This window comes from Vreelandella indica (genome assembly GCF_037070225.1).
GTDB classification, from domain to species: Bacteria; Pseudomonadota; Gammaproteobacteria; order Pseudomonadales; family Halomonadaceae; genus Vreelandella; species Vreelandella arctica.
In genome coordinates this window covers 75,922-97,599 of the sequence record NZ_JBANSO010000018.1, presented here as the reverse complement: position 1 = coordinate 97,599, position 21,678 = coordinate 75,922, and the positions used below count along the sequence as shown (strand labels likewise).

Sequence of the window (21,678 nt, the reverse complement as noted above, 5' to 3'; positions counted from 1 at the left end):
GCCTCGTGGTCGAAGACCATACGTACCGCCCGCTGGCGAACTTCAGGGGAATATCGATTTGATTTGCTCATGGCTCCATCCTCTCAAGGTTTGGAGCCTCCGGGAATCCCGGTACGGTTCATCGGCCGGTTCAATGAAAGAATCCGTGATGACTTCAACAATGTGTCGTTCGATATTGACTTGCGTAACTTCTGGCAGCCTGTCGAAGTGCTGAAGATCGTCTCCACACTTGAAACTGTATACGTAGCTCAATTTTTTCTCGTTCACCCTGGCCCCTAAACCTCGTGCGTTGCTGCCCGCGCGCCTAACGCCGCTAAGCACGCGCGGCTACGGAATGGAGGCGAAGCCGCAATGGAGTAGACGTCGCCTTGACTTGCATGGTTATACGAATTGTCACAGCTTTGCCTGATCTCGAAAGACCTCTTCTAGTTCAGACTTCTTTGCTAAAGCTGGCTCAAGAATAAATTTTGCATAATATGAGTACTTACCTTCTTTGGGGCTGAAAGCATTCTTGACGTCCCGCTCTATTAATTTTGCGGACGCCTTTAGGTGATCAAGCGACATGTCCGCCATCGGCTGCCATTGCCCCTCACGATCTAGCCACCAATACTCGTCTACAGGATCAGGATAGGCGACATAGTAAAACTTTGTCTTAATCCAGAATTCGATCCTTTCCTCGATTTCTTCGGAAACTTCCATCATCTACCCTTTCGTATAACGTTTGAGCTCACCTGCGGGTGCCGGCTTGCCGGCGCCCGTCAGGTGGAGCGAAGGGTTAGAGCGCACAAGTTTGGCGTGACGCCTGAACAAGAAGTAGCGCCAAACACCGAGCACGCCAACAAGTGCGCCGATGTATAGGTGCCAGGTGCCAAACTGAAGACGGTAAACGGGAATAGCCACAGCAAACCCGAGAACTAGAACGCCCGCAAGCGCGGCCATGAATGCGAACGGCGCGGCGATGAGGTAGGCATGAGGGAGCGGCTTCCGTTGACCGTCGCGAATGAGCGAGTACCGCCGCTTGAAACGTATTTGGTAGGCGAACCAAAGGCAGACCAAGCCGAGACCCCAAACCGTCAAATAGACCGCGATACCGAACCAGACCATTTGCGCTCTAACAGTGATTATATAGCCCGCCGTATAACACTGATGAACGCTCCTGCGCGTTTATTGAAGTTTTCTGGTGTACCAAAATAAGCATATTTCATTGAGTTATATAATAATTAGCTTGGCTACTTGGCAATATATTCAAAAATCGTGTGCCCGCTCGTTATGCTCAGTTCAATCATACTCTATTCATAAATTTGGCTTAGGTCACGCCCTGGCGGGAAAATTTTTGAGAGCGCATAGAATTGAGCACTTTCCAACAAACAGTTTTGGTGAGCGGTGATGCGCAGTGGCAGCCTACGCGCTGATCGCCCAATGAATTGGGCTCCTACAGCCCCCTCACCGCTGGTTTTGGTGGCAAGATAGCTACGGTCGAGAAATGAGCCGCTCTCCTGAAAGGCACCGTGACGTGCACTTAGCTGGTAGGACCATGCGGTTTTTAGAGCATGACGCAGGTTTCGCCGACTTGGTCAGTGGTTGTGCTCCAGACTTGGGCGCCTGCGCCGACTTTTTTTTAACGGACATACGATATCTTAGCTTTGCAAGTTGATGCAGGGCGCGGGCAGCGCCGCACTGTTTATTGCCACTCAAGCTTAAGGTCTTTATGTGACTGGGCGCAGTCGCGTAGATAGAGATTAATCAAGCTCTGATAGGGAAGATCTTTCTCTTCCGCCAGATTTTTGAAATACGCGATGGTATCTTCATCCAGCCGGATCGTGACCTGCTTTTTTAGCTTCTTGGCGTATGGGTTTTTGACTGACTCTGAAAAATCGTAATGGTCACGCATGTCTGTACCCTTCGTAAGTTTTTCGCTCTCGTTTATCCGCCTTGCGCGCTGAGATAATTCGGATTGTGTCGCCGTCTCTCACGCAGTGGCACACCACCAATAAACGGGAATGAATGCTCGTTCCAAGGAGTATGAATCGATCCTCCTCTTCAGAATGATCGGGATCTGATATGAGGCGGCCGAATTCGTCCGTGAAGGCCGTTTTTGCCTCTTTAAAAGAAACGCCATGCTTCTTGCGATTGGCGGCATCCTTACTTGGATCCCAATCAAAGGTAAGGTAGCTCATGCATTATATTGTAGTTGCATTGTAGGTATTATCAAGACACTGGGAGTTGCTCGTTAAAGGGCTCAACTATCGCTAGCTGAGGCGCCCTCGCACAACAGAGCACACACTAACTTTCACTGCCCTTCACGTCTCACACTTTACACCTCTCGCCTAAAGCTCAACCCCCTTCTGGGCCTTAATACCTTGGTCTTTAAAAGCATGCTTAACCACCTTCATTTCAGTGACGGTGTCAGCGAGGTCGATGAGCTGTTGCGGGGCGTAGCGGCCGGTGACGACGGCGTGCTGCATTGCTGGGCGGGCTTGAAGGTCGTCGAGTACTTGGTCTAGGTCTAGGTACTCGTAGCGCAGGGCGATATTGAGTTCGTCGAGCAGTACCAGGTGATAGCTTTCGTCTTGCAACATGCGTTTGGCTTCTGCCCAGGCGGCATTGGCGGCGGCGACGTCCCGTTCGCGGTCTTGGGTGTCCCAGGTGTAGCCCTGCCCCATGACGTGGTAATCGACGTTGGGCAGGTTGCGGAAGAATGCCTCTTCGCCGGTACTAAACGCGCCTTTAATAAACTGCACCACGCCGACTTTCATGCCGTGGCCCAGGGCGCGGGCTAGCATGCCAAACCCGGAGCTGCTTTTGCCCTTACCGGGGCCGGTGAGCACTAGCAGCACGCCCTGCTCTTTATCGGCGCGGGCGATGCGCTCGTTCATGATTTTCTGCTTGGCCGCCATGCGCTGGGCATGGCGTTCGGGGGTTTTGGCATTCTCGCGCATGGGGTGTCCTCTTTATTAAGCTTTTAGTACGTAGCGCAATGTCTCAACCACCTGATCGGTCGTGGTGCACCAGGCTTGGGCTTGCGCGTCGACTTCTTTCAGCGGGTGAACGATGTCTTCGCTGTGCAGGGTGATGTAGGGCTTGGCCAAGGCGGCGCAGTAGCCTGCATCGAAAGCGGCGTTCCACTGCTTGTATTGCTCGCCAAAACGAACGACAACGAGGTCGGACTGCTCGATCATGGTGCGGGTGCGGATGGCGTTGACCTTGGATGACTGGTGATCACGCCAGAAGCCATTGTCCGGTTTACCCAGGTGGTCACCAGCAGCATCAGAGGCAGCGTGGTCGGTTACCGGGGCGGTGAACACGATATCCAGACCCGCCGCGTCAGCGCCGCGCTGAATCTCTTCGCGCCAGTCAGTGTGAATCTCGCCGGAAAGGTAGACGTAAAAGCTCATAATATTCTCCTGCTGAGTTAAATTCAGGTGTGAAAGGCACACAGCATAGCGCAGTTCAATTTTATGGAAAAATCTTCCACATCCCTCGTTAACCGTTATTGATGCTAATCGCCTGCCCGGTAAAAATATCCGCAACCAGCTTGGGCGCAGAAGGGAAGTAGCCGTGGAAATAGCTCGCGACCAGCCCGCCTTCGCGGTAAATCGGCTCGGCTTCGCTTCCGGCGAGTTTGCGGGTGCGCGCCAGCGGCGTCATGGTGGTTTCAAGCAGTGAGTGGTGATAGGTATGGCCACGCAGCTCCCCTGCCCCGGCGTGCAGGCTTTGCAGACCTAGCGCGGTGAGTTTACCGACCATTTTCGCGGTGCCGTTGAGAAGCCCCAGCATCGCGTGGCTTTCACCCTCGCCATCTACCAGCTGCTCAACGCAGGCCATCAGGCCGCCGCACTCTGCGAGTATCGGTTTACCCGCGCGGTGATGGGCGCTAATCGCTTCTAACATGCCGTGGTTGCTGCTAAAGCGAGCGGCGTTAAGCTCGGGATACCCACCCGGTAACCAGAGCGCGTCGCACTCGGGTAACTGATGATCATTAAGCGGTGAAAAGAAGCTGACCTCTGCGCCCATGGCGCGCAGCACGTCGACATTGGCGCGGTAGATAAACGCAAAGGCGTCGTCTCGGGCGATCGCAATGCGTACGCCATTCAGGTAGTCCGGCACCGGCGCTGGCGACTCCGCGCTAAGCGTGACCAGCTTGGGCAACCGGCCTAAGCCCGCTTCTTTCAACACCTCAGCGGCGGCATCCAGCTGCGCATCCAGGCCGCTTAGCTCGCTGGCCTGCACCAAGCCCAAATGGCGATCAGGTATCTTCATTGCGTCATTGCGGGGAATGGCCCCCAGCAGCGCAATGCCTTCCGGCATGCTGTCGGCAAGCAGTTTGCCGTGGCCGGGGCTGCCGACGCGGTTGGCAATTACTTCGTGAATGGCAAGATCAGGGTGGTAGTTGGCCAAGCCCTGCGCCACCGCGCCAAAGGTTTGTGCCATTCCCCAGGCATCAATCACCGGCAGCGCGGGGATGCCTGCCAAGATCGCCAAGTCGGCGCTGGAGGGCGAGCCATCAAACAGGCCCATAGAGCCTTCGACCAGAATCACATCGGCTTCCTGGGCGGCTTCGGCTAAGCGCCAGCGGCACTCCTCTTCACCGGTCATCCAGGGGTGAAGCTGATACACCGGCTGACCGGAGGCCACTTCCTGAATCATGGGGTCAAGGTAATCGGGGCCGTGCTTGAAGACCCGCACGGTAAGCCCGGCGTTGCGATGCAGCCGTGCTAACGCCGCGGTGACCATTGATTTCCCCTGGTCGGAACCGGGTGCGCTGATTAACGCCGCGTGTGCTTTGCCCTGAAACATAACGCTCCTTTTAACGGTTGATGGTTAAGCCTTTTTCATGCGATCAGGGCTGAGTGTCGGCGGGCCGAACCTTTCTTTGCTAAAGTGAAGGTCTTCGTTTAATTCTATGTTCCGCTTCGTTTCACCAACCGGGGTTACCGCATGCGTATTCTGTTTACTGGCGGCAGTGGCAAAGCTGGCCGCCATGCCACTGCTTATCTTCGTGATCAAGGTCACCGCGTTACCAATCTGGATTGGGTGACGTCTGACGTGCCCGGCATCACCACCCTGAAAACCGACCTGACCGATGCAGGCCAAGTGTTCAATGCCTGCCATGCTTATGCCGGGTTCGATGAGCTTGAGCCTGGCACCGGCGTGCCGCGTTACGATGCCATTGTTCATTTCGCCGCTATTCCTGCCATCCTGCACCGGCCAGATAATGAGACCTACCGCATCAATACGCTGAGCACCTACAACGTGCTGGATGCCGCCACCAAACTGGGCATTCCCAAGGTTATCTTCGCTTCCAGCGAGACCACCTACGGCGTCTGTTTCGCCGATGGCGAGAAGAAACCGGACTACCTTCCCATCGATGAAGAGCACCCCACCGTGCCGGAAGATAGCTACGCGATGAGCAAAGTGGTCAACGAGGTGACCGCCCGCTCCTTCCAGGCGCGTTCAGGCATCGACATCTACGGCCTGCGCATCAACAACGTTATCGAGCCCCACGAGTACCGTCAGAATTTTCCGGCCTACATGGATGACCCCGCCCTACGCCGCCGCAATATTTTCGCCTACATCGACGCCCGGGACCTGGGCCAAATGGTCGATTGCTGTCTGAAAACGGACGGCCTGGGCTACCAGGTGTTCAACGTCGCCAATCGCGAACTCTCGGTCGGCCTAACCAATGCCCAAGTGATCGAGCGCTTCTACGCAGGCGTGCCCATCAAGCGCGAAATGGGCGAATTTGAGACCTTCTACAGTATCGAAAAGGCCCGCCGGTTGGTCGGCTTCGAACCTCGCCACACGTGGCGGGATGAACTGGCGCAATAAGCTAGGCCTTTATCGGCACAAACACCGGCGCGCCATCCACCTCTACCACTGCTAGCTTTTGGCGGTAGAGGCTTTCCAGCGCGCTGGGCACCAGCATGCTATCTCGCGGTCCCCAGCACACCTCGCCATTGGGATACATCAACAGCACGTGGTCGCACCAGCGGGCAGCCAGGTTCAGGTCGTGCAAGCACATCATAACGGCGTGCCCTTCAGCGGCCTGCTCCGCCATTAGTGCCATCACGGCACTCTGATGATGAAGATCCAAATGGTTAGTCGGTTCATCCGCCAGCCACACATTGGGTGCCTGGGTGAGAACAGTGGCAATCGCCACCCGCTGACGCTCACCGCCGGAAAGCGTGCTCACCAAGCGGTCGCGTAGATGCGCTACATCCAGGCGTTCAAGGGCGGCTTCCGCGCGTGCGTAGTCATCAGCGCCCTCCATCTGCCACGGTGAAAGGTAGGGATGACGGCCAATCAGTGCGTTTTCCAGAACGGTCGCGGGGAAGCCATCCTGGCGGTCTTGAAACACCAACCCCAATCGCTGAGCGACGTGGCGGCGGCGCAGCTGACCAAGCGCTGAATCGTTAAGCTGAACACTGCCTGAACGCGGCGCCTGAAGCCCGGCCAGGGTATGTAATAGCGTCGTTTTACCCGCACCGTTGGGCCCTAACACACCCCACACCTGCCCTGGCTCGATGGTTATATTAAGCGGGGTGCCGCCTTCGCGGCCGGGCACATCAATGATGAGATCGCGGGTAGCCAGTACGCTCATCAGCGGCTCCGGTAGAGCAGAAACAGGAAGGTGGGCACGCCCAATAGCGCCGTAATGACCCCAACGGGCAGCTGTTCCGGGGCGATCATGGTACGCGCCAGGGTATCGGCCAACACCAACAGCGTGCCGCCCGCCAGTGCGCAGGCGGGCAGTATCAGCCGCTGGTCGTTGCCTAACAGCAGGCGCAGCATGTGCGGCACCACTAAACCAACAAACCCAATGCTGCCAGCCGTAGTGACTGCAGCGGCGGTCAGTAAGCTAGCGGCAACGTAGATACACCACTCCAGCGGCCGAACCGCCACGCCCAGCGCGGCGGCTTGCTGCGGGCCACGGGCCAGTACATTCAGGCTACGCCCAAGCGGAATCAACACCACGCAGGTGGCCAGTAACAGCAGTAACGGTGGCCAAGGCGTGCGCGAATAGGAGAGATCGCCCATCAGCCAGTAAAGCATGCCCGGCAGGCGCTCGGCGGGGCTCAACGCCAGCATCAGCGTAATCACTGCGCCCCACCCCGCGGCCACTACAACGCCGGTGAGCAGCAGCCGAGAAGGCGTCCAGCCGCCGCTGCCGTGGGCCAAACCGAAGACTAAAAATGTCGAAAATAGCGCGCCGCCAAACGCCGAACTTGAAATCGCCAGCCCGCCTAGCCCACCTAGCATGGCCGCCAGTGCGCCAATGGAAGCGCCGCCGGAAAGGCCCAGCACGTATGGGTCCGCAAGAGGGTTGCGCAGCAGCACCTGCATTAGCGCACCGGCTACTGCCAACAAACCGCCAACGGCAAACGCCGAGAGCGCCCTAGGCAAGCGCAGCTCCATCACCATAGTACGCGCGAGCGCATCGCCTTCGCCTTGCAACAAGGCCCAAATTTGCGCAGGAGAAATCTTAGCGCTGCCGACGCCAAGCGCTAAGAGTAGCGCTGCCAGCGCCGCTAGTAATAGCAGGCTAAGCGGGAGACCCAGGCGCGCTAGCATTAGCTGCGCCCACGTTTTTGGCGGGCGATGTCGAGCTTTTCACACAGGAGCTGTGTGCCTTCCATCAGGCGCGGCGTGGGCCGCTGAATCAGTGAAGGGGGCACAAAGAAGAGATTCTCCTCCGCAACCGCCTTCAAGTTAGGGTACTGCTCCCAATGCGTCAGCCAGTGGCGATTCTCTTCACCCATGCCACCGGCAATAATCGCTTCGGGATTGGCTGCCAACACGGCTTCATCGTCGATACGCGGCACAAGGCGCGTTTGCTCGCCAAACACATTCTTACCGCCACAAATCTCAACCACCTGGCCGATAAGGTGCTGGTCGTTAACACTCATTAACGGCTCGTCCCAGACTTGGTAGAAGGTAGGCACAGGTTCGCGGTCTCGATAGCGCTCTTCCAAGGCGTTCATGGTCGTACGGAAATTATCGGCCACCGCCTGCCCGGCCGCTTCCGTTCCTGCCAGCCGCGCCAAGCGTTCGATGGCGCTGGCCACGCCATCCATATCGCGAGGCTCTATATAGAACATCGGCATACCCAAGGCTTCGAGGGTTTCAAGCTGTTCAGCGGGGTTGCCGGTTACCCAGCCAATCACTAAATCCGGCGCCAAGCCAACCAGCTTTTCTAAATCAATTCGGGTGTGACTGCCCACCGATTCCACTTGTTTGGCTTCCGGCGGATAGTCGCTATACGAGACGACGGCGACCACCTGATCCCCAGCTCCAGCCGCATAGGTCAGCTCGGTTGCGCCAGGCGAGAGCGTGGCAATTCGCTGGGCAGCATTGTGAAGACAGACCTCACGGTCACGGTCATCCACTGCGCAGCGCGAGTCGTCGTTTGCCGGTGCAACCGTTGCCATGAATAGCAGCGCGAGGCCCAAGGCCCCGCGCGCTAATCCACTCTTTTTATTGACCAAAGTGAACACTCAAAAACCCTGCTCGGCCGGCGTTGATGTAGTCGCTCGTCGTTTCATACTCTTTATCAAAGGCATTTTCTACCGTAATACGCGCCGTCCAGAGTGGCGCAAACTGCCAGCCTGCACGCAGGTTAACCAGCCCATAGCCATTCAAACGCTCGGTATTAGCGGCATTATCGTAGCGGTGATTCTGCGCCACTAAGGAACCACCCAGCGACCAATCGCCAAGCTCGCGATCGGCATCCAAACGTACACTTTGGGTGGCGCGACGGGCTAGTCGATTGCCGGTATCCTGGTCTTCTGGGTCCAGGTAGGTAAACGCAGCTTGCAGAGTCCAATCGCTGATTTCGACACCACTGGAAAGCTCAGCACCGCGAATACGCGCATGATTGACGTTTTGCGGCGCCCATAATCCGCTGGGCGTCGGTGCCCAGGCAATCAGGTCATCGTAGTCGTTTTGGAAGGCGGCCAAGTCCCAGAACCACTGGCTGTATTGGCCGCGAACACCTACCTCAACAGTTTCAGACGTTTCAGGATTGAGATCAGGATTGCCCGAATTCGGCCAATAAAGGTCATTAAAACTTGGCGCTTTAAAGGCGGTGCCTACGCTAGCGCGCAGCGTATGATAATTATCCAGGTCGTAACCCAACGCCAAACTGCCGGTGACTTCATCGCCATAAGCTTCGTTGTCGTCGTAACGCAGGCTTGCTTGAATGGCGAACGGCGAAAAGTCGAGTAGCCCTTGCGTAAATACAGCAGTGTTATCGCGGCTGGTGACATCAAAATCGTTGGTGCTTGAAACGCGGTCTTCGCTGATTTCAGCGCCAGCGATCAATTCATGAGCGCCAAACTGAAAATTGTTCTGCCAGCGCGCGGTTTGGGTGCGGGTGTCAATCACCGAGCCACCGAAATTATCGATGGTGTCCAGCTCATCACGAGCTTCGCTAAGCGTTAGGCGACTTTGCCAGGTATCGGTAACTGGCAGCTCGCCATAAATACCCGCCACCTGCTGGACGAAGTCATTCTCACCGCCATCATATTCGTTGTTACCGCGAGCGCGCAGCGCCAGCACACCAACTTCAGCACCGCTTTCAAAGGTATGCGCAACACGGGCCAGCGCAGAGGTGTTGTCGTAGCCTTTGTCTTCACCACCCCGTCGAATGGGCTGGCCGTCGGTATTGAAATGACTACCGGCAAAGCTGTAGCGCGTGCCTCCCTCGCGTCCCGAAACACCTGCGCTTAACCGCTGGGTATTGAATGAACCACCGCCGACGGAGATTCTCGGTTGCGGGCCCTCTTCGTCACCATCAGGCGTAAAAAGCTGAATAACACCGCCGACCGCATCTGCACCGTAAAGGCTACCCCGTGGGCCGCGCACGATTTCCGCGCGATCAAACATGCGCGGGTCTAAGTACTGAAATGCGGCACTGCCCGCCGTAGCGGAGCGCAGGCGAATGCCATCAATCATTAGCACGGAGGCATCGCTGGGCGCACCGCGCAGGTAAACACTGCTGCTTTTGCCAAAGCTGCCGTTGCTAGTGACATCAACGCCCGGCTGGCCGCGCAGAAGATCCGTCAAACTGGTGGGGTCTTGGCGGCGAAAAGTGGCTTCATCCAATACGCTAACGGAAGAGAGACTCTCATTGGCGGTACGAGGGGCTAACGCAGCAGTCACAACGACAGGATCTAGCGCGGCTAATTCGGTCGTCGCTTCGGCATATTGGGCCTGGGCAGAAAAGGAGATGGCTAGCGGTAACGCAGCCATACAAAACGCCGCCCGTTTGGCGGTGGTGTGAAAACGGTGGTTCATGTGAGATCCCTTGCTCGTCGTGCTCACCCGCACAACGCAGTTTTTTTGACCGAGCGCGGGGCAAAAACAAGGGAGTAACGATAGCGTTGCGCTACCGTTCACTGCCCTAAGAACGCCCTCCGCGTCTCGGCATGGTGTGGTTCAGTTAGAACCATTACTCTCGGGCCGGTCTCCGGGCTGACGAGCGAAAGGTGTCTCTAGCAAACAGAGCCACTCTTTTCCGAACGACCACCTTCCCGTGCGTGAGCACAGTGGCGTATTGGCCGTTCTTATCTCGATCACCGTTGCGGGGGCAGCGTTGGAATCACGCGAGGCGTTCACCAACTTCCCGTTTCACTAGCGGCTTTATCCACCGCCAGCACCTAAGAGTGGGCGTAAGCTAGCAACTTGCCCAAGAGAGGTCAATTGAAAGGGCGGTCAATTTTGCTATTGCAGAAACTGTAATCTATAAACTACATTAAATGGATGGCTGACATAAAGCAGGCAGACACTTTCCGGAAGTGGGAAAGCAAACTCAAAGATTCACGTGCTAAAGCTACTATCGCTGCGCGTATCTTTCGCCTAGCCAATGGCCTAGCTGGTGATGTACAGCCAGTCGGCCAAGGCGTAAGTGAGCTACGCATTCATTATGGGCCTGGCTATCGGGTCTACTTCTTTAAGCGCGACGATGAATTTATTTTATTACTGTGTGGCGGTAACAAAAGCACGCAACAGAAAGATATAGACACAGCTCATCGCCTTGCGAAGGCATGGAGGTAAACATGAGCGAACAACTTTACGATTACGATCCCGCGGCAGCGCTGGATAACGAAGAAGCCATTGCGATATTTTTATCAGATGCTTTTGAAACCGGTGATGCCAGCTACATTGCAAAAGCTGTTGGTGTAGCCGCCAGAGCGAAAGGCATGTCTCAACTGGCAATTGAAACTGGCTTGCCACGCGAACAGCTTTACCGCTCTTTTGGCGAATCGGGTAACCCCACACTCAAGACAATGTTAGCGGTAACCCGTGCTCTAGGGGTGGATCTCACCACCCGACCCCACAAACCAGCGGCTTAGCCTGCTAGTCCCTAAATGCTATTTTCAGCGACTGACTCGTCAGCTACTTGAGCGCCATCACCAACCCATGGCGCACATACCATACCTCTTCAGCTTGGGCGGTGGCGTCTTGGGTGAACCAGCCATTGAGATCACGCAGGCGCCGCTGCTCTGGTTCCATGGGCACAACCCCACGGCCAACGTCGGTGGCGATAATGATTAACGCCGCGTTTAACTCGTCGGCGCGCTGGCAAAGCTGGATCATATCGCGCTGCCACTGCTGGCGCAGGGCATCGTTATCATCACGTTCAAGTGCTACGCCAAGCCACTCAAGCACGCCAGTGATAATCAGCGGCGTATTGGCTACTAGCGCTTGCTGGCTATCGATGAAAGGCTGCGCAGTATCAAGCCGCCACCACTGCGCTTCGGGAAAGCGAGCAATTACGGCGTCGCGTTTGCCAGCGCAGGCACCGCCGATGAAGAGCTGCATTGCCATTCCCCTTTGCCATGTTCGTCTTTTTGATAAATAAGCTGCCAACGCCTGCCTTGCGCTTGAAGCACGGTACCCTCCCAGAAGTGGATCGTCTCAAAGCGGCGACGTAGCTCACGGATCACGCCGCCGTGGGTCACTGCCAATACTTTTTTGTGGCCACTGGCGCGGGCATTAACCGCTAGGTCATGCAGCCAAGCGTCTAAACGCTCACGCAGTTGAGCCGCCGATTCGCCCCCAGGAATTTGCAGTTCGCCCACGCTATCAATCCAGGCACGGTAGTGCGGCAAGTCTTTTAGCTCGTCGTACACCTTGCCTTCGTACTCGCCAAAATCGAGTTCCCGCAGGCGTGGTTCAAGAGTGAGTGGCACGCCAGCCTTGGTGACTTCTGTCCACGCCAGGGTTTGTTGGCAGCGGTCAAGGTCGCTTGAGTAGATAGCATCAAACCGCTCATCCACCAACGCGTCGCGCAGTGCTAGAAGCCCAACTTCAGCGTCAGGAAACAGCAGCGGAATATCGCGCTGGCCTTGATAACGACGCTCTAAATTCCAAGCGGTGATACCGTGGCGAACTGCCACCAGCTCCACAGTAAGATCAGTAGCCAAAGCTCTCCTCCTTCAATGGTGGCGCCCACCATATCGCCGTTCATTCCGTTAAACAGTCGCAACATTAGCCAGCGGATTAGTAACACAAAAACAGTGACCGTTAGCACCATCAACACTATCGCGGGCGCTAGCAGTGCTATCAGCAAGACCGGCACCAACGCAAGCGCCACATCCTGGCCGCTAAGCGACTGCTGCCAGCTCCAGGCCAAGCCCTTCGGTTGTGCGCAGGGAGTCAGCACCAGTAATGCCACGCCTGCCCAGCGCCCTAGCGCGGGGACTATTAATAGCCACCACCAGGGTGCGTGATAAGCCAGCAATGCCCACAGCAGCACGGCCTTCCAGGCAAGCAGAAACACCAGCGCCAACATACCAAAACTGCCGATTTGCGGGTCTTTCATGATTTCCCAACGACGCGCCAGGGGCTGATTACTGCCCAGCGCATCGGCGATATCCATTACGCCGTCTAAATGCAGCCCACCCGAAATAGCCACCCAAATGCTTAGCAATGTCAGCGCAGTAATCGGGGCGGGAACGTTTTGCATTCCGAACGCGACTACCGCTAGCACGGCACCAATCAACAGCCCCACTAACGGATAGGCGCGTACTGCCCAGCGTCGGTTTTCTGGAATCCAAGGAGCAGCGACGGGAATAGGAATTCGCGTTAGAAACTGTAGCGCCAGCAAAGCACCATACAGCGCATTTTTCACACGCATCTCTCCTTATTTCGCTTCCACTCGATAGCACGGCCAGCTATTACTTCTATTACCGAGTCCGCCTCTTTCGCTAGCCAGCGGTGAACGCGTTGAAGAAACGCCAGATAGCGCCAGGTTTCAGCATCCGAGGGCGGAAGCGCTTCGTTGATATCATTGGAGACAATCACTAGATAGAGGCTACGCGCTCGGACATCAACAAGTGTGCTTGCCAGCAGCGCCAGCCCTTCCTCTTCGCTGAGCTCACTGGCGTACAGCACCTGGCTGGCCCAGAGCGTTAAGCAATCCAGCAGCACGGCGCTACCCTTTGGCACTTTGGCGATCGCTTGATCAATGACAAGTGGCTCTTCCAGTGTTTTCCAATGAGCGCTCTGCCACTCCTCTTGTCTGGATTGACGATGACGGGCCACGCGCGCGGCCATTTCGGCGTCGTATACGTTTGCGGTGGCTAAGTAGTAACAGGGCAAACTGCCCGCTGCATTCACCACCTGCTGCTCGGCAACATCGCTTTTACCAGAACGCGCACCACCGCTAACGAAGACAATCATTCAGCACCTTTATCAAGCGTCGATTGGCGGGCTCATCGCGTAGCGCCACTCGCAGCCATTCGCCATTAAGCCCGGCAAAGTTATGCGTATGGCGCACCAGTACGCCCCGGCGCAACAGGCGCTCAAACAGTATGTCGCTAGTGATACCGCTTGCACGCTGTTCAGCCCCAGGGCGGAGCAGGAAAAAACACGCTTGGCTAGGCACCACTTCCAGCCCCAATTGAGCGAGCGCTTGTGCCATGCGTGGGTGCTCACTGGTCAACCATCGCTGAGTGCGCCGGGTAAACGCATCATCCGCCAGCAGCGGCGCTACCAGTTCCGCCGCCAGGTGATTAACGCTCCATGGCGGTTGGTGAGCCTGTACCGCTTGAACTGTGGCCGCATCCGCCAGCAGGTAGCCCAGCCGGAGACCCGGTAGGGTATAAAATTTGGTCATGGAGTGCAGTAGAACGAGATGCGGATAGCGCGCCAATAACGTTGTCAGCGATGCCTCATCTTGGCTGTTACCCACCACCATATCGATAAAAGCTTCATCGACCACCACGCGACAATTCAGAGCAGCGGTGCGCTCCAGCAAAACCACCATGGTCGAGAAGTCGATAAGCGTCGCGGTAGGATTATTGGGTCGGCATAGAAACAGCACATCGGTGTCGCTTAACGCAGCCATCAGCGCATCAATCTCCAGGCTAAAATCCAATGAAGACAGCGGAATCTCGTTGATCGAAAGCCGATGGGCGCGACAGGCGCGGGCATACTCGCCAAAGCTCGGGGTCAATATGGCGGCTCGCTTACCCGCATGTAACGCAGCGGTCAGAAAGATGGCCTCGGCACCGCCGTTGGTCAGCAACACCTGTTCAGGCTGAAGCTGGTGATGGGCGGCGATGGCCTGACGAGCAGCGGGATAATCGGGCGATGGGTAATGATCAAGGCCCGCTAGCTGCCGCGTTAGCCAATCGCGCACCCACGCGGGCGGCCCCAGCGGGTTGAGATTGGCGCTAAAATCGTCCAGACGGTGATCGGCAGGCAAACCGAAGTGCGTTAGCAGCGTCTCGGCCTGGCCGCCATGCTTGGGCCATGCAGAGCTGGGTAATGGAGAGCTGGTCCATTGAGAGCCGGGGCATGCGGGCGTACTCATAGCAATCCTCGCAGAATAAACATCAGTCCAGCCATCACGAGCACCGACAGCAACATAAAGAGTAGCCAGGCGCCGTGCATCAAACGGAGAGTAGCGCCGATATGAGCAACACGCAGCTTCTCAAGTGGCTCGCCCAGGGTCGCACGGTGAGAAGCCACGCCTTGATAGAAGTTGGTGCCGCCCAACTGCACCCCCAAAAGCCTCGCTACCATGGCTTCCGGCCAACCAGCGTTCGGGCTGGGATGGCGTGGCGCATCCCGACACGTGCCACGTAGCGCATCTTTCCAGCGTAACGTTAAAACAGTAAAAGTGCTCAGCAGCAGGCCAGCGAGCCATAGACACAGCGCGGTTAAGCGTGCGGGTAGCCAGTTAGCCACATCGTCCAGCTTGGCAGAGGCAAAACCAAAATCAGCATAACGCTGGTTTTTATAGCCGACCATCGAATCCAGAGTATTTACCGCCTTATACGCCAGCGCTAGCGGTGCCCCGCCAATAAGAGCAAAAAACAGCGGCGCAGTGATGCCATCCACGGTGTTTTCAGCCACGGTTTCCACAGTGCCCCGGGTGATTTCCGCTTCGTCCAAGCGATGGGTGTCGCGGCCAACAATCATGCCCAGCGCTTGACGTGCGGCGGGCAAATCGCCCTTGGTCAGCGGCTCTACCACAGCGCGGGCCGCATCGCCCAAACCTTTGATCGCCAGTGTCGTGGAGAGCAGCCAGAGTTCAGCGACCAATGCCAGCCCAGGGTGCAACTGCGTCAACACTGCTAGTAACAGCCAGCTGATACTCCACACGCCGCCTACCACGATGAGCGTCAGCAGGAAGCCGCACACTCTACGCTGCTGCGCAGTCCCGAGATTCCAAAGCTGTTCAAAACGACTGATAAACCGCCCGATCAGCACCACTGGATGCGGTATTGAGCGCGGATCGCCAACGATTAAATCAATCACAATCGCCAGGGCGACCAGGATGATGCCTGTTAATTCGAAAGGCGCGCTCATACTAATCCTTCGCTAGAGCAAGCTAGCGAGTTTAGCGTTGCCTGATACACCGCTCTTCCAATTGCTCGGCCAAGTGGTGTGCCGGAACCTGCATACGGGGTTTGCATCCCTTGCTGAGTGGCCGCCACACAGACACAGTCCGTAGAGGTGCCTGTGGCGGCTGTACCGCTATACGTATCGATAATGCCAGCCTTATAGAGCGCTTGAACCTTGGCCTCTGTTATCGACAAGCACGCGTTTACTAGCGCGCCGTCAGTTAATTGGGCATCGACAAACACAAACACATTGATAGTGCCTGCCACTAGTCGGGGGTCTTGCGAGTGAGGCGCAGTGATATCCACCGCATTGCCTGTCCCCGCCGTCACCAGCGCCATCACGCCATGCTCGCGCTGCGCCAATGGCATGCTGACGATGGAGGCACTGCTTAAACGGACGGCGGTCATCATGGCAATTGACGAAGAAGGTAATCCCTTGGTATCCAGCCAGCCTATTAGATCCGCCCTAGGGGTACGCCCATCGTAATGTTTATCAACATGAAAGTTGGCAAAGTAATGCGTAGTGCCAAAGCCATCGCCTATCAGCGCGCTGCTTAGTGTGCGCAGCGGCACCTGAGAGGTTATCGCCAAGCAGTGCTCGCTTTGCGAGAGCGTTAATGGCTGGTTAAAAGGAAGCGTTTTCGGCATGCTCAACAGTGTGCTCATAGTGCAGCTTTATCGCTAACACCGGCATCGGTAAACGTGGCCATTTCTGCCATCATCGCTGTGGCCGCCTGCAGCAAGGGGTACGCCAGCGCCGCGCCGCTGCCCTCGCCTAGCCGCATGCCCATATCCAGCAGCGGCTTGGCGTCTAGCGCACGTAACGCGACATCGTGCCCCGGCTCTTGGGAACGATGGCCAAAAATCAAGTAGCCGCGCACTGCGGGACACATTCGACAGGCGGTGAGTGCGGCGACGGTAGCGATAAAGCCATCCACAATCGCAGGCAACCGATGCGCTGCTGCCGCTAAATACGCGCCGGTCATGGCGGCGATCTCCAGCCCGCCCAGCTTGGTCAACACCTCTAAGGGTGCCTGTGAATCAGCATTGCGCGCCGCGATGGCACGCTCAATGACGGCCACTTTATGGGTTAGCTGCTGTGGGTAAATGCCCGTGCCAGCGCCCACTAGGCTTGCTACCGGCTCGCCGGTTAACACTGCTAACATGGCGCTGCTGGCGGTGGTGTTGGCAATACCCATCTCCCCGACTATAAGGCACTTTGCCCCCGCCTTTATTGCCCGCTCTACCGCCACCACGCCTGCATTAATGGCCTCTGCTGCCTGCTCAGGCTGCATCGCATCTTCTATCGCCATGTTGGCGGTACCGCGGGATACCTTGGCATTCACCACACCAGCTGCCGTGATATCGCTCGCCACGCCGACATCCACCACTTCAACACGCGCGCCAATCTGCCGGGCAAACACGTTAACCGCCGCGCCGCCCTGGGCAAAGTTAGCCACCATCTGAGCAGTCACCGCTTGCGGAAAGGCTGAAACACCCTCCGCGGCAACGCCGTGATCGGCGGCAAACACAATCACGGCCGGCGGTATTACGCTGGGCTTCAGTTCGCCAGTGATAGCGCTAAGCTGAATGGCTAATGTCTCTAGGGCACCTAAGCTGCCCGGCGGCTTGGTCAAGGTATCCAAGTAGCGACGCGCTTGCTCACCTGCATGAAAATTAACTGGCTGGATGTCGTCAAGAATCGTGTGCATGCAGGCTCCGGCTTGGTGAATAAACAATAAATATTAAACGTAGCGCGCAAAAGGGTAGCAAAAGCCTGAGTGCTATACTTGCTATTTCACTGGTGGCTCTACCAAGCTGTTGGGGTTCTTTGGATTCACCCGCGCATTTGCGGGAAAAATTCGACGCCCCATATTCGGGTAATAAAACTACAATTATGGTTTTTATTGCCGTAAAGTCTCTTATATCGACACTAAAAAATGTAAAATAACTACATGTGTTACACACCGTCTTTATCATGCAGAGGTCCCTATGCCGAGCCCAACACCTGCCACACTAAACCCCACCGTTGCTGAGGTTACCCAGCGCATCCGTGAGCGCTCCAAGCACCGGCGTGCCCTCTATGAATCTCATATGGCTGACCAGCATAAGCAAGGCGTACATCGCGGTGAGCTTTCCTGCGGTAACCTCGCGCACGGTTTTGCAGGTTGTGATGTGCCTACCGATAAAGGCCGACTAAAGTTAACCAATAGTGCCAACTTGGGCATCATATCGTCCTATAACGATATGCTTTCAGCCCACCGGCCATTTGAAGACTACCCTGCCGCTATAAAAGAAGCCGCACGTGGCATGGGCTCAACCGCTCAGTTTGCTGGCGGTGTACCCGCCATGTGCGACGGTGTTACCCAAGGTCAACCGGGCATGGAGCTATCGCTCTTCTCCCGTGATGTGATCGCCATGGCAACCGCGGTTGCGCTTTCCCATAATATGTTTGATGCAGCGCTGTATTTAGGTATCTGCGATAAAATCGTGCCAGGTCTCTTTATTGGTGCCGCACGCTTTGGCCATCTACCCGCTATTTTTGTCCCCGGCGGCCCCATGACAACAGGCCTGCCTAACGATGAAAAGGCTAGAGTCCGTCAGCTTTACGCAGAAGGAAAAGTCGGTCGCGATGAGCTTTTAGAGGCCGAATCACAGTCGTATCACAGCCCTGGCACCTGCACCTTCTACGGCACTGCCAACTCCAACCAGCTGATGATGGAGATGATGGGTCTGCACCTGCCCGGCGCCTCCTTTGTTAACCCAGGCACGCCGCTGCGCGAAGCACTTACCCGTTACGCCACTGAACAAGCGATTCGCAATACCGAGCAAAGCGGCAACTACCGCCCGTTCTACAAGCAGATTGACGAACGTGCGATCGTTAACGCTATCGTAGGTTTACTGGCCTCCGGCGGGTCTACCAACCATACCCTGCACTTGGTTGCCATGGCGGCGGCGGCGGGCATTACCATTAACTGGGACGACTTCACGGACCTCTCCGCCGTGGTACCCAGCATGACCCGCATCTACCCCAATGGCCAAGCGGATGTTAACCACTTCCAGGCCGCTGGCGGCATGAGCCTGCTGATTCGTGAGCTACTCGAGGCTGGGCTTATCCACGGGGATATTCCCACTGTCTTTGGCACCGATATGTCGGCCTACACTCAAGAGCCTTTCCTTGAAGAGGGTAAGCTTACCTGGAGAGAAGGACCGGCCACGAGCCATGACACAGACGTCCTGCGCCCGGTTCGCAATCCCTTCTCGCCCACCGGCGGGCTTACCGTGCTTGACGGCAACCTGGGCCGCGGCGTGATTAAAATCTCGGCAGTAAAACAGGATCATCGCGTCATTGAAGCACCGGTACAGCTGTTTGATGATCAAAATCAGGTAAAAGCGGCGTTTGAATCCGGCCAGCTTGATCGTGATGTGATTGTGGTGGTGCGCTTTCAGGGGCCCAAAGCCAACGGCATGCCTGAACTACACAAGCTCACCCCGTTCTTGGGTGTGCTTCAAGACCGCGGCTATAAAGTTGCCCTGGTTACGGACGGGCGTATGTCTGGGGCGTCGGGCAAGGTTCCGGCCGCTATCCACGTAACGCCAGAGGCCGTTGACCGTGGGCCGCTCTCGAAACTTAAGGATGGCGATATCGTCCGCCTGGATGCCGATAGCGGAGAGCTAAACGTATTAATAGACGCCGCAAAATTCAATGCCCGTCCATGCGCCGAAGCCAATCTGGAACACAACCACTTTGGCATGGGCCGTGAGCTCTTTGGCGGCTTCCGCCACCTGGCCACCAAGGCCGAAGAGGGAGCGGGCGTATTTGGTGGTTTCGAGGCAGAAGTACTAGCGCGGGAGCTGGAAAAAATCGAACAGGAGGACCAATGAGCCGACCGGCCCTCATTGGCGACATAGGTGGCACCAATGCACGCTTGGCGTTAGTCACGCCAGGCGAGATCACGCCGCACGATATTGTGAATCTTCCCTGCGCTGACTACCCCGGCGTTATTGAAGCGGTGCAGGATTATTTACAGCGTGTCGGTGCTACCGGCGATAAAGCGCCTCAAGAAGCGTGCTTAGCCTTTGCTTGCCCCGTTCACGCTGAGCGGGTCAAGATGACCAATAACCACTGGGAATTTTTAAAAAGCGAGGTTCAGCAAACGCTGAACCTCGCTGTTTTTAAAGTCATTAACGACTTCACCGCCCAGGCGCTGGGTGTGCCTCATGTCGCTGCCAGTGAATTGGTCGAAGTCCAGCCAGGCAAGTCACAAGCGCACGCCACACGCCTTGTCATCGGGCCTGGCACAGGGCTAGGCGTTGCCGGGGTATTCCCCGGCCAGCGCGCCTGGATTCCACTGCCTACTGAAGGCGGCCATGTTACCTTCGCGCCCACGGATGATACCGAGCGAGCGATTGTGGATGTGTTTAAACAGCGTCGTCCACGAATCAGTGTAGAGCGGGTCTTATGCGGCCAGGGCTTGTTAGAACTTTATCAAGCCTACTGCACGTTTGAAGGTGCTGAACCACGCTTAGCTAGCCCGGCGGATGTCACAAAAGCCGCTAATGTAGGCGATAGCCTCGCCACTGCCGCCCTGCTGCGTTTTCTAAAAATTCTGGGCGATGTATGCGGCGACGCCACCTTGACCATGGGCGCGAGGGGCGGTGTTTATCTGTGCGGGGGCATCCTGCCGCGCCTGCTAGATTGGCTACCCAAAAGCGAACTGCGCGCCGCTTTTGTCAATAAAGGACGCATGGGTGCTTATAATGCCGATATCCCCATTTGGGTGGTCACCGCCCCATGGACAGGCTTATTAGGCGCCGCTGAGGCACTGCATAACGAAGAGGTTTTTTAATAACATTTCTAGCACCTCTAACAACACTCCTAACAACACCAATACGGAACCTGCTATGCCCGCCGCCATTTTTGATGTGCCGTTTTTACTCGGCATGATGCGCCTGCACGAAGCACCTGCCATGCACGAACCTGAGCGATTAGCAGAATGGATTGAAGCGCGCCTGGAACAAGGCCTTAACTGGTTTGACCATGCAGACATTTACGGCAGCGGCCAAGGGGAGATACTGTTTGGTGACGCTCTGCGGGCGCGACCTGCTCTGGCTCAACGAGTCAATATCGTCACCAAAGCGAGTATTGCTAACGACAACCCCGCCCCCGGTTCGGGCAAGGTAAAGCACTACAACGCCAGCCCTGCTTATCTTAATAGCGCCATTGATGGCTCACTTGCGCGTTTGAATGTCGAACGTCTCGATCACTTCCTAATTCACCGCCCCGATCTACTGATGAATGCGGAAGCGACCGGCCGGGCGCTGGACGACGCCATTGACGCCGGCAAAATTGGCGCAGCAGGTGTTTCCAACCATTTGCCCAGCCAGTGGCGGCGCTTGCAGGGCGCCATGCATCACCGCTTATCAGCTAACCAAATCGAGCTCTCGATTGCCCACACAGCGCCACTGTTTGACGGCAGCTTTGATGATCTCTGTGCCGAAGGCCACGCGCCCATGGCATGGTCACCTTTGGCAGGTGGGCAGTTAATGCATGGCGCCGTTGGCGAATGTTTGGATAAGTGGGCAACAGAGCTTGATAGCACCCCTAGTGCTTTAGCGCTGGCATGGCTGCGCAGTCTTCCTAACTCGCCAGTACCGGTAATTGGCAGCGTTAAACCTGACCGAATCAACGACATGCTTAAAGGCCCTGCCACGCTACCTAGGGAAGCCTGGTATGAATTGCTAGAAGCCGCCCGCGGCCACTGCGTGGCATAAGGCTATTTGTATAAAACGACGCGGTACAAAACAACTATTACGTTAA

Annotated in this window: 26 protein-coding genes and 1 riboswitch; of the genes, 7 read left to right on the top strand and 19 right to left on the bottom strand. The window is 56.5% G+C overall.

Going from position 1 to position 21,678, the window contains the following annotated elements:
- On the top strand, positions 1–279 hold a 279-nt coding region (locus V8L71_RS13640; RefSeq protein ID WP_336274448.1), incomplete at its 5' end, for a hypothetical protein.
- A gap of 114 nt (positions 280–393) precedes the next feature.
- Here the strand turns inward: V8L71_RS13640 and V8L71_RS13635 are convergent.
- The 7 genes from V8L71_RS13635 to V8L71_RS13605 form a co-directional block, all read right to left on the bottom strand.
- Positions 394–702 (bottom strand): hypothetical protein, encoded by a 309-nt coding sequence (locus tag V8L71_RS13635; protein ID WP_336274447.1) that lies wholly within the window; start codon positions 700–702, stop codon positions 394–396.
- Entirely contained in the window at positions 703–1,104 is a 402-nt protein-coding gene (locus V8L71_RS13630) for a hypothetical protein (protein ID WP_336274446.1), read from the bottom strand.
- A gap of 577 nt (positions 1,105–1,681) precedes the next feature.
- The gene (locus V8L71_RS13625) at positions 1,682–1,891 is read right to left on the bottom strand and encodes a BrnA antitoxin family protein (protein ID WP_030069104.1); all 210 of its coding nucleotides are present in this window, start codon (positions 1,889–1,891) and stop codon (positions 1,682–1,684) included.
- The gene (locus tag V8L71_RS13620; protein ID WP_336274445.1) at positions 1,884–2,177 is read right to left on the bottom strand and encodes a BrnT family toxin; all 294 of its coding nucleotides are present in this window, start codon (positions 2,175–2,177) and stop codon (positions 1,884–1,886) included. The genes V8L71_RS13625 and V8L71_RS13620 overlap by 8 nt, the downstream gene beginning before the upstream one ends.
- A 150-nt stretch (positions 2,178–2,327) precedes the next feature.
- Positions 2,328–2,939, bottom strand: a complete 612-nt coding sequence (gene cobO / locus V8L71_RS13615) for a cob(I)yrinic acid a,c-diamide adenosyltransferase (RefSeq protein WP_336274444.1) — start codon at positions 2,937–2,939, stop codon at positions 2,328–2,330.
- Between the two features lie 15 nt (positions 2,940–2,954).
- Complete coding sequence (locus V8L71_RS13610) at positions 2,955–3,395, bottom strand: YtoQ family protein (RefSeq protein ID WP_336274443.1); 441 nt, start codon at positions 3,393–3,395, stop codon at positions 2,955–2,957.
- Between the two features lie 88 nt (positions 3,396–3,483).
- Complete coding sequence (locus tag V8L71_RS13605) at positions 3,484–4,797, bottom strand: cobyrinic acid a,c-diamide synthase CobB (protein WP_336274442.1); 1,314 nt, start codon at positions 4,795–4,797, stop codon at positions 3,484–3,486.
- Positions 4,798–4,938: 141 nt separating this feature from the next.
- Between V8L71_RS13605 and V8L71_RS13600 the strand changes: the two genes are divergently transcribed.
- Entirely contained in the window at positions 4,939–5,829 is an 891-nt protein-coding gene (locus V8L71_RS13600; protein WP_336274441.1) for an NAD-dependent epimerase/dehydratase family protein, read from the top strand.
- A gap of 1 nt (position 5,830) precedes the next feature.
- Here V8L71_RS13600 and V8L71_RS13595 read toward each other — a convergent pair whose 3' ends face one another.
- The 4 genes from V8L71_RS13595 to V8L71_RS13580 are packed head-to-tail and all read right to left on the bottom strand — an operon-like array spanning position 5,831 to position 10,296.
- Positions 5,831–6,601 carry an ABC transporter ATP-binding protein gene (locus V8L71_RS13595; RefSeq protein WP_336274440.1) on the bottom strand — a complete coding sequence of 257 codons (771 nt, stop codon included), beginning with the start codon at positions 6,599–6,601 and terminating at the stop codon, positions 5,831–5,833.
- A complete protein-coding gene (locus tag V8L71_RS13590; RefSeq protein ID WP_336274439.1) occupies positions 6,601–7,572 on the bottom strand; it encodes a FecCD family ABC transporter permease in 972 nt (323 codons plus the stop codon). The genes V8L71_RS13595 and V8L71_RS13590 overlap by 1 nt, the downstream gene beginning before the upstream one ends.
- Complete coding sequence (locus V8L71_RS13585; RefSeq protein WP_336274438.1) at positions 7,572–8,429, bottom strand: cobalamin-binding protein; 858 nt, start codon at positions 8,427–8,429, stop codon at positions 7,572–7,574. Before V8L71_RS13585 ends, V8L71_RS13590 begins: the two co-directional genes overlap by 1 nt.
- Before the next feature lie 46 nt (positions 8,430–8,475).
- A complete protein-coding gene (locus V8L71_RS13580; protein ID WP_336274437.1) occupies positions 8,476–10,296 on the bottom strand; it encodes a TonB-dependent receptor domain-containing protein in 1,821 nt (606 codons plus the stop codon).
- A gap of 146 nt (positions 10,297–10,442) precedes the next feature.
- A riboswitch (cobalamin riboswitch) is annotated at positions 10,443–10,677 on the bottom strand.
- A gap of 84 nt (positions 10,678–10,761) precedes the next feature.
- Here V8L71_RS13580 and V8L71_RS13575 point away from each other — a divergent pair.
- Positions 10,762–11,055: a type II toxin-antitoxin system RelE/ParE family toxin gene (locus tag V8L71_RS13575; RefSeq protein WP_336274436.1), complete on the top strand. Its 294-nt coding sequence runs from the start codon at positions 10,762–10,764 to the stop codon at positions 11,053–11,055.
- 2 nt (positions 11,056–11,057) lie between these two features.
- Entirely contained in the window at positions 11,058–11,354 is a 297-nt protein-coding gene (locus V8L71_RS13570) for an addiction module antidote protein (protein ID WP_336274435.1), read from the top strand.
- 43 nt (positions 11,355–11,397) lie between these two features.
- Here V8L71_RS13570 and V8L71_RS13565 read toward each other — a convergent pair whose 3' ends face one another.
- From V8L71_RS13565 to cobT, 8 genes are read right to left on the bottom strand one after another with little or no spacing between them, the layout of a single operon-like run.
- Positions 11,398–11,823 carry a bifunctional adenosylcobinamide kinase/adenosylcobinamide-phosphate guanylyltransferase gene (locus V8L71_RS13565; protein ID WP_336274434.1) on the bottom strand — a complete coding sequence of 142 codons (426 nt, stop codon included), beginning with the start codon at positions 11,821–11,823 and terminating at the stop codon, positions 11,398–11,400.
- Positions 11,775–12,428, bottom strand: a complete 654-nt coding sequence (locus V8L71_RS13560; RefSeq protein WP_336274433.1) for a histidine phosphatase family protein — start codon at positions 12,426–12,428, stop codon at positions 11,775–11,777. Before V8L71_RS13560 ends, V8L71_RS13565 begins: the two co-directional genes overlap by 49 nt.
- Positions 12,365–13,135: an adenosylcobinamide-GDP ribazoletransferase gene (cobS, locus tag V8L71_RS13555; protein WP_336274432.1), complete on the bottom strand. Its 771-nt coding sequence runs from the start codon at positions 13,133–13,135 to the stop codon at positions 12,365–12,367. The genes V8L71_RS13560 and cobS overlap by 64 nt, the downstream gene beginning before the upstream one ends.
- A complete protein-coding gene (locus tag V8L71_RS13550) occupies positions 13,132–13,686 on the bottom strand; it encodes a bifunctional adenosylcobinamide kinase/adenosylcobinamide-phosphate guanylyltransferase (protein WP_336274431.1) in 555 nt (184 codons plus the stop codon). Before V8L71_RS13550 ends, cobS begins: the two co-directional genes overlap by 4 nt.
- Complete coding sequence (gene cobD / locus V8L71_RS13545) at positions 13,670–14,821, bottom strand: threonine-phosphate decarboxylase CobD (RefSeq protein ID WP_336274430.1); 1,152 nt, start codon at positions 14,819–14,821, stop codon at positions 13,670–13,672. The genes V8L71_RS13550 and cobD overlap by 17 nt, the downstream gene beginning before the upstream one ends.
- Positions 14,818–15,822, bottom strand: a complete 1,005-nt coding sequence (gene cbiB, locus V8L71_RS13540) for an adenosylcobinamide-phosphate synthase CbiB (protein WP_336274429.1) — start codon at positions 15,820–15,822, stop codon at positions 14,818–14,820. Before cbiB ends, cobD begins: the two co-directional genes overlap by 4 nt.
- Positions 15,819–16,523, bottom strand: coding sequence for an adenosylcobinamide amidohydrolase (locus V8L71_RS13535; RefSeq protein WP_336274428.1), 705 nt, complete (start codon positions 16,521–16,523; stop codon positions 15,819–15,821). Before V8L71_RS13535 ends, cbiB begins: the two co-directional genes overlap by 4 nt.
- The gene (cobT, locus tag V8L71_RS13530) at positions 16,520–17,569 is read right to left on the bottom strand and encodes a nicotinate-nucleotide--dimethylbenzimidazole phosphoribosyltransferase (RefSeq protein ID WP_336274427.1); all 1,050 of its coding nucleotides are present in this window, start codon (positions 17,567–17,569) and stop codon (positions 16,520–16,522) included. The genes V8L71_RS13535 and cobT overlap by 4 nt, the downstream gene beginning before the upstream one ends.
- 280 nt (positions 17,570–17,849) lie before the next feature.
- Between cobT and edd the strand changes: the two genes are divergently transcribed.
- The 3 genes from edd to V8L71_RS13515 are packed head-to-tail and all read left to right on the top strand — an operon-like array spanning position 17,850 to position 21,632.
- The gene (gene edd / locus V8L71_RS13525) at positions 17,850–19,742 is read left to right on the top strand and encodes a phosphogluconate dehydratase (protein WP_336274426.1); all 1,893 of its coding nucleotides are present in this window, start codon (positions 17,850–17,852) and stop codon (positions 19,740–19,742) included.
- The gene (gene glk, locus V8L71_RS13520) at positions 19,739–20,707 is read left to right on the top strand and encodes a glucokinase (RefSeq protein ID WP_336274425.1); all 969 of its coding nucleotides are present in this window, start codon (positions 19,739–19,741) and stop codon (positions 20,705–20,707) included. Before edd ends, glk begins: the two co-directional genes overlap by 4 nt.
- Before the next feature lie 55 nt (positions 20,708–20,762).
- A complete protein-coding gene (locus tag V8L71_RS13515; protein WP_336274424.1) occupies positions 20,763–21,632 on the top strand; it encodes an aldo/keto reductase in 870 nt (289 codons plus the stop codon).
- The last annotated feature ends 46 nt before the right edge of the window (positions 21,633–21,678 follow it).

Coding starts and splice junctions, on each gene's coding strand:
- V8L71_RS13635 (WP_336274447.1), bottom strand. CDS start 702: ATGATGGAAGTTTCCGAAGAAATCGAGGAAAGGATCGAATTCTGGATT.
- V8L71_RS13630 (WP_336274446.1), bottom strand. CDS start 1,104: ATGGTCTGGTTCGGTATCGCGGTCTATTTGACGGTTTGGGGTCTCGGC.
- V8L71_RS13625 (WP_030069104.1), bottom strand. CDS start 1,891: ATGCGTGACCATTACGATTTTTCAGAGTCAGTCAAAAACCCATACGCC.
- V8L71_RS13620 (WP_336274445.1), bottom strand. CDS start 2,177: ATGAGCTACCTTACCTTTGATTGGGATCCAAGTAAGGATGCCGCCAAT.
- cobO (WP_336274444.1), bottom strand. CDS start 2,939: ATGCGCGAGAATGCCAAAACCCCCGAACGCCATGCCCAGCGCATGGCG.
- V8L71_RS13610 (WP_336274443.1), bottom strand. CDS start 3,395: ATGAGCTTTTACGTCTACCTTTCCGGCGAGATTCACACTGACTGGCGC.
- V8L71_RS13605 (WP_336274442.1), bottom strand. CDS start 4,797: ATGTTTCAGGGCAAAGCACACGCGGCGTTAATCAGCGCACCCGGTTCC.
- V8L71_RS13600 (WP_336274441.1), top strand. CDS start 4,939: ATGCGTATTCTGTTTACTGGCGGCAGTGGCAAAGCTGGCCGCCATGCC.
- V8L71_RS13595 (WP_336274440.1), bottom strand. CDS start 6,601: ATGAGCGTACTGGCTACCCGCGATCTCATCATTGATGTGCCCGGCCGC.
- V8L71_RS13590 (WP_336274439.1), bottom strand. CDS start 7,572: ATGCTAGCGCGCCTGGGTCTCCCGCTTAGCCTGCTATTACTAGCGGCG.
- V8L71_RS13585 (WP_336274438.1), bottom strand. CDS start 8,429: ATGGCAACGGTTGCACCGGCAAACGACGACTCGCGCTGCGCAGTGGAT.
- V8L71_RS13580 (WP_336274437.1), bottom strand. CDS start 10,296: ATGAACCACCGTTTTCACACCACCGCCAAACGGGCGGCGTTTTGTATG.
- V8L71_RS13575 (WP_336274436.1), top strand. CDS start 10,762: ATGGCTGACATAAAGCAGGCAGACACTTTCCGGAAGTGGGAAAGCAAA.
- V8L71_RS13570 (WP_336274435.1), top strand. CDS start 11,058: ATGAGCGAACAACTTTACGATTACGATCCCGCGGCAGCGCTGGATAAC.
- V8L71_RS13565 (WP_336274434.1), bottom strand. CDS start 11,823: ATGCAGCTCTTCATCGGCGGTGCCTGCGCTGGCAAACGCGACGCCGTA.
- V8L71_RS13550 (WP_336274431.1), bottom strand. CDS start 13,686: ATGATTGTCTTCGTTAGCGGTGGTGCGCGTTCTGGTAAAAGCGATGTT.
- cobD (WP_336274430.1), bottom strand. CDS start 14,821: ATGAGTACGCCCGCATGCCCCGGCTCTCAATGGACCAGCTCTCCATTA.
- cbiB (WP_336274429.1), bottom strand. CDS start 15,822: ATGAGCGCGCCTTTCGAATTAACAGGCATCATCCTGGTCGCCCTGGCG.
- V8L71_RS13535 (WP_336274428.1), bottom strand. CDS start 16,523: ATGAGCACACTGTTGAGCATGCCGAAAACGCTTCCTTTTAACCAGCCA.
- cobT (WP_336274427.1), bottom strand. CDS start 17,569: ATGCACACGATTCTTGACGACATCCAGCCAGTTAATTTTCATGCAGGT.
- edd (WP_336274426.1), top strand. CDS start 17,850: ATGCCGAGCCCAACACCTGCCACACTAAACCCCACCGTTGCTGAGGTT.
- glk (WP_336274425.1), top strand. CDS start 19,739: ATGAGCCGACCGGCCCTCATTGGCGACATAGGTGGCACCAATGCACGC.
- V8L71_RS13515 (WP_336274424.1), top strand. CDS start 20,763: ATGCCCGCCGCCATTTTTGATGTGCCGTTTTTACTCGGCATGATGCGC.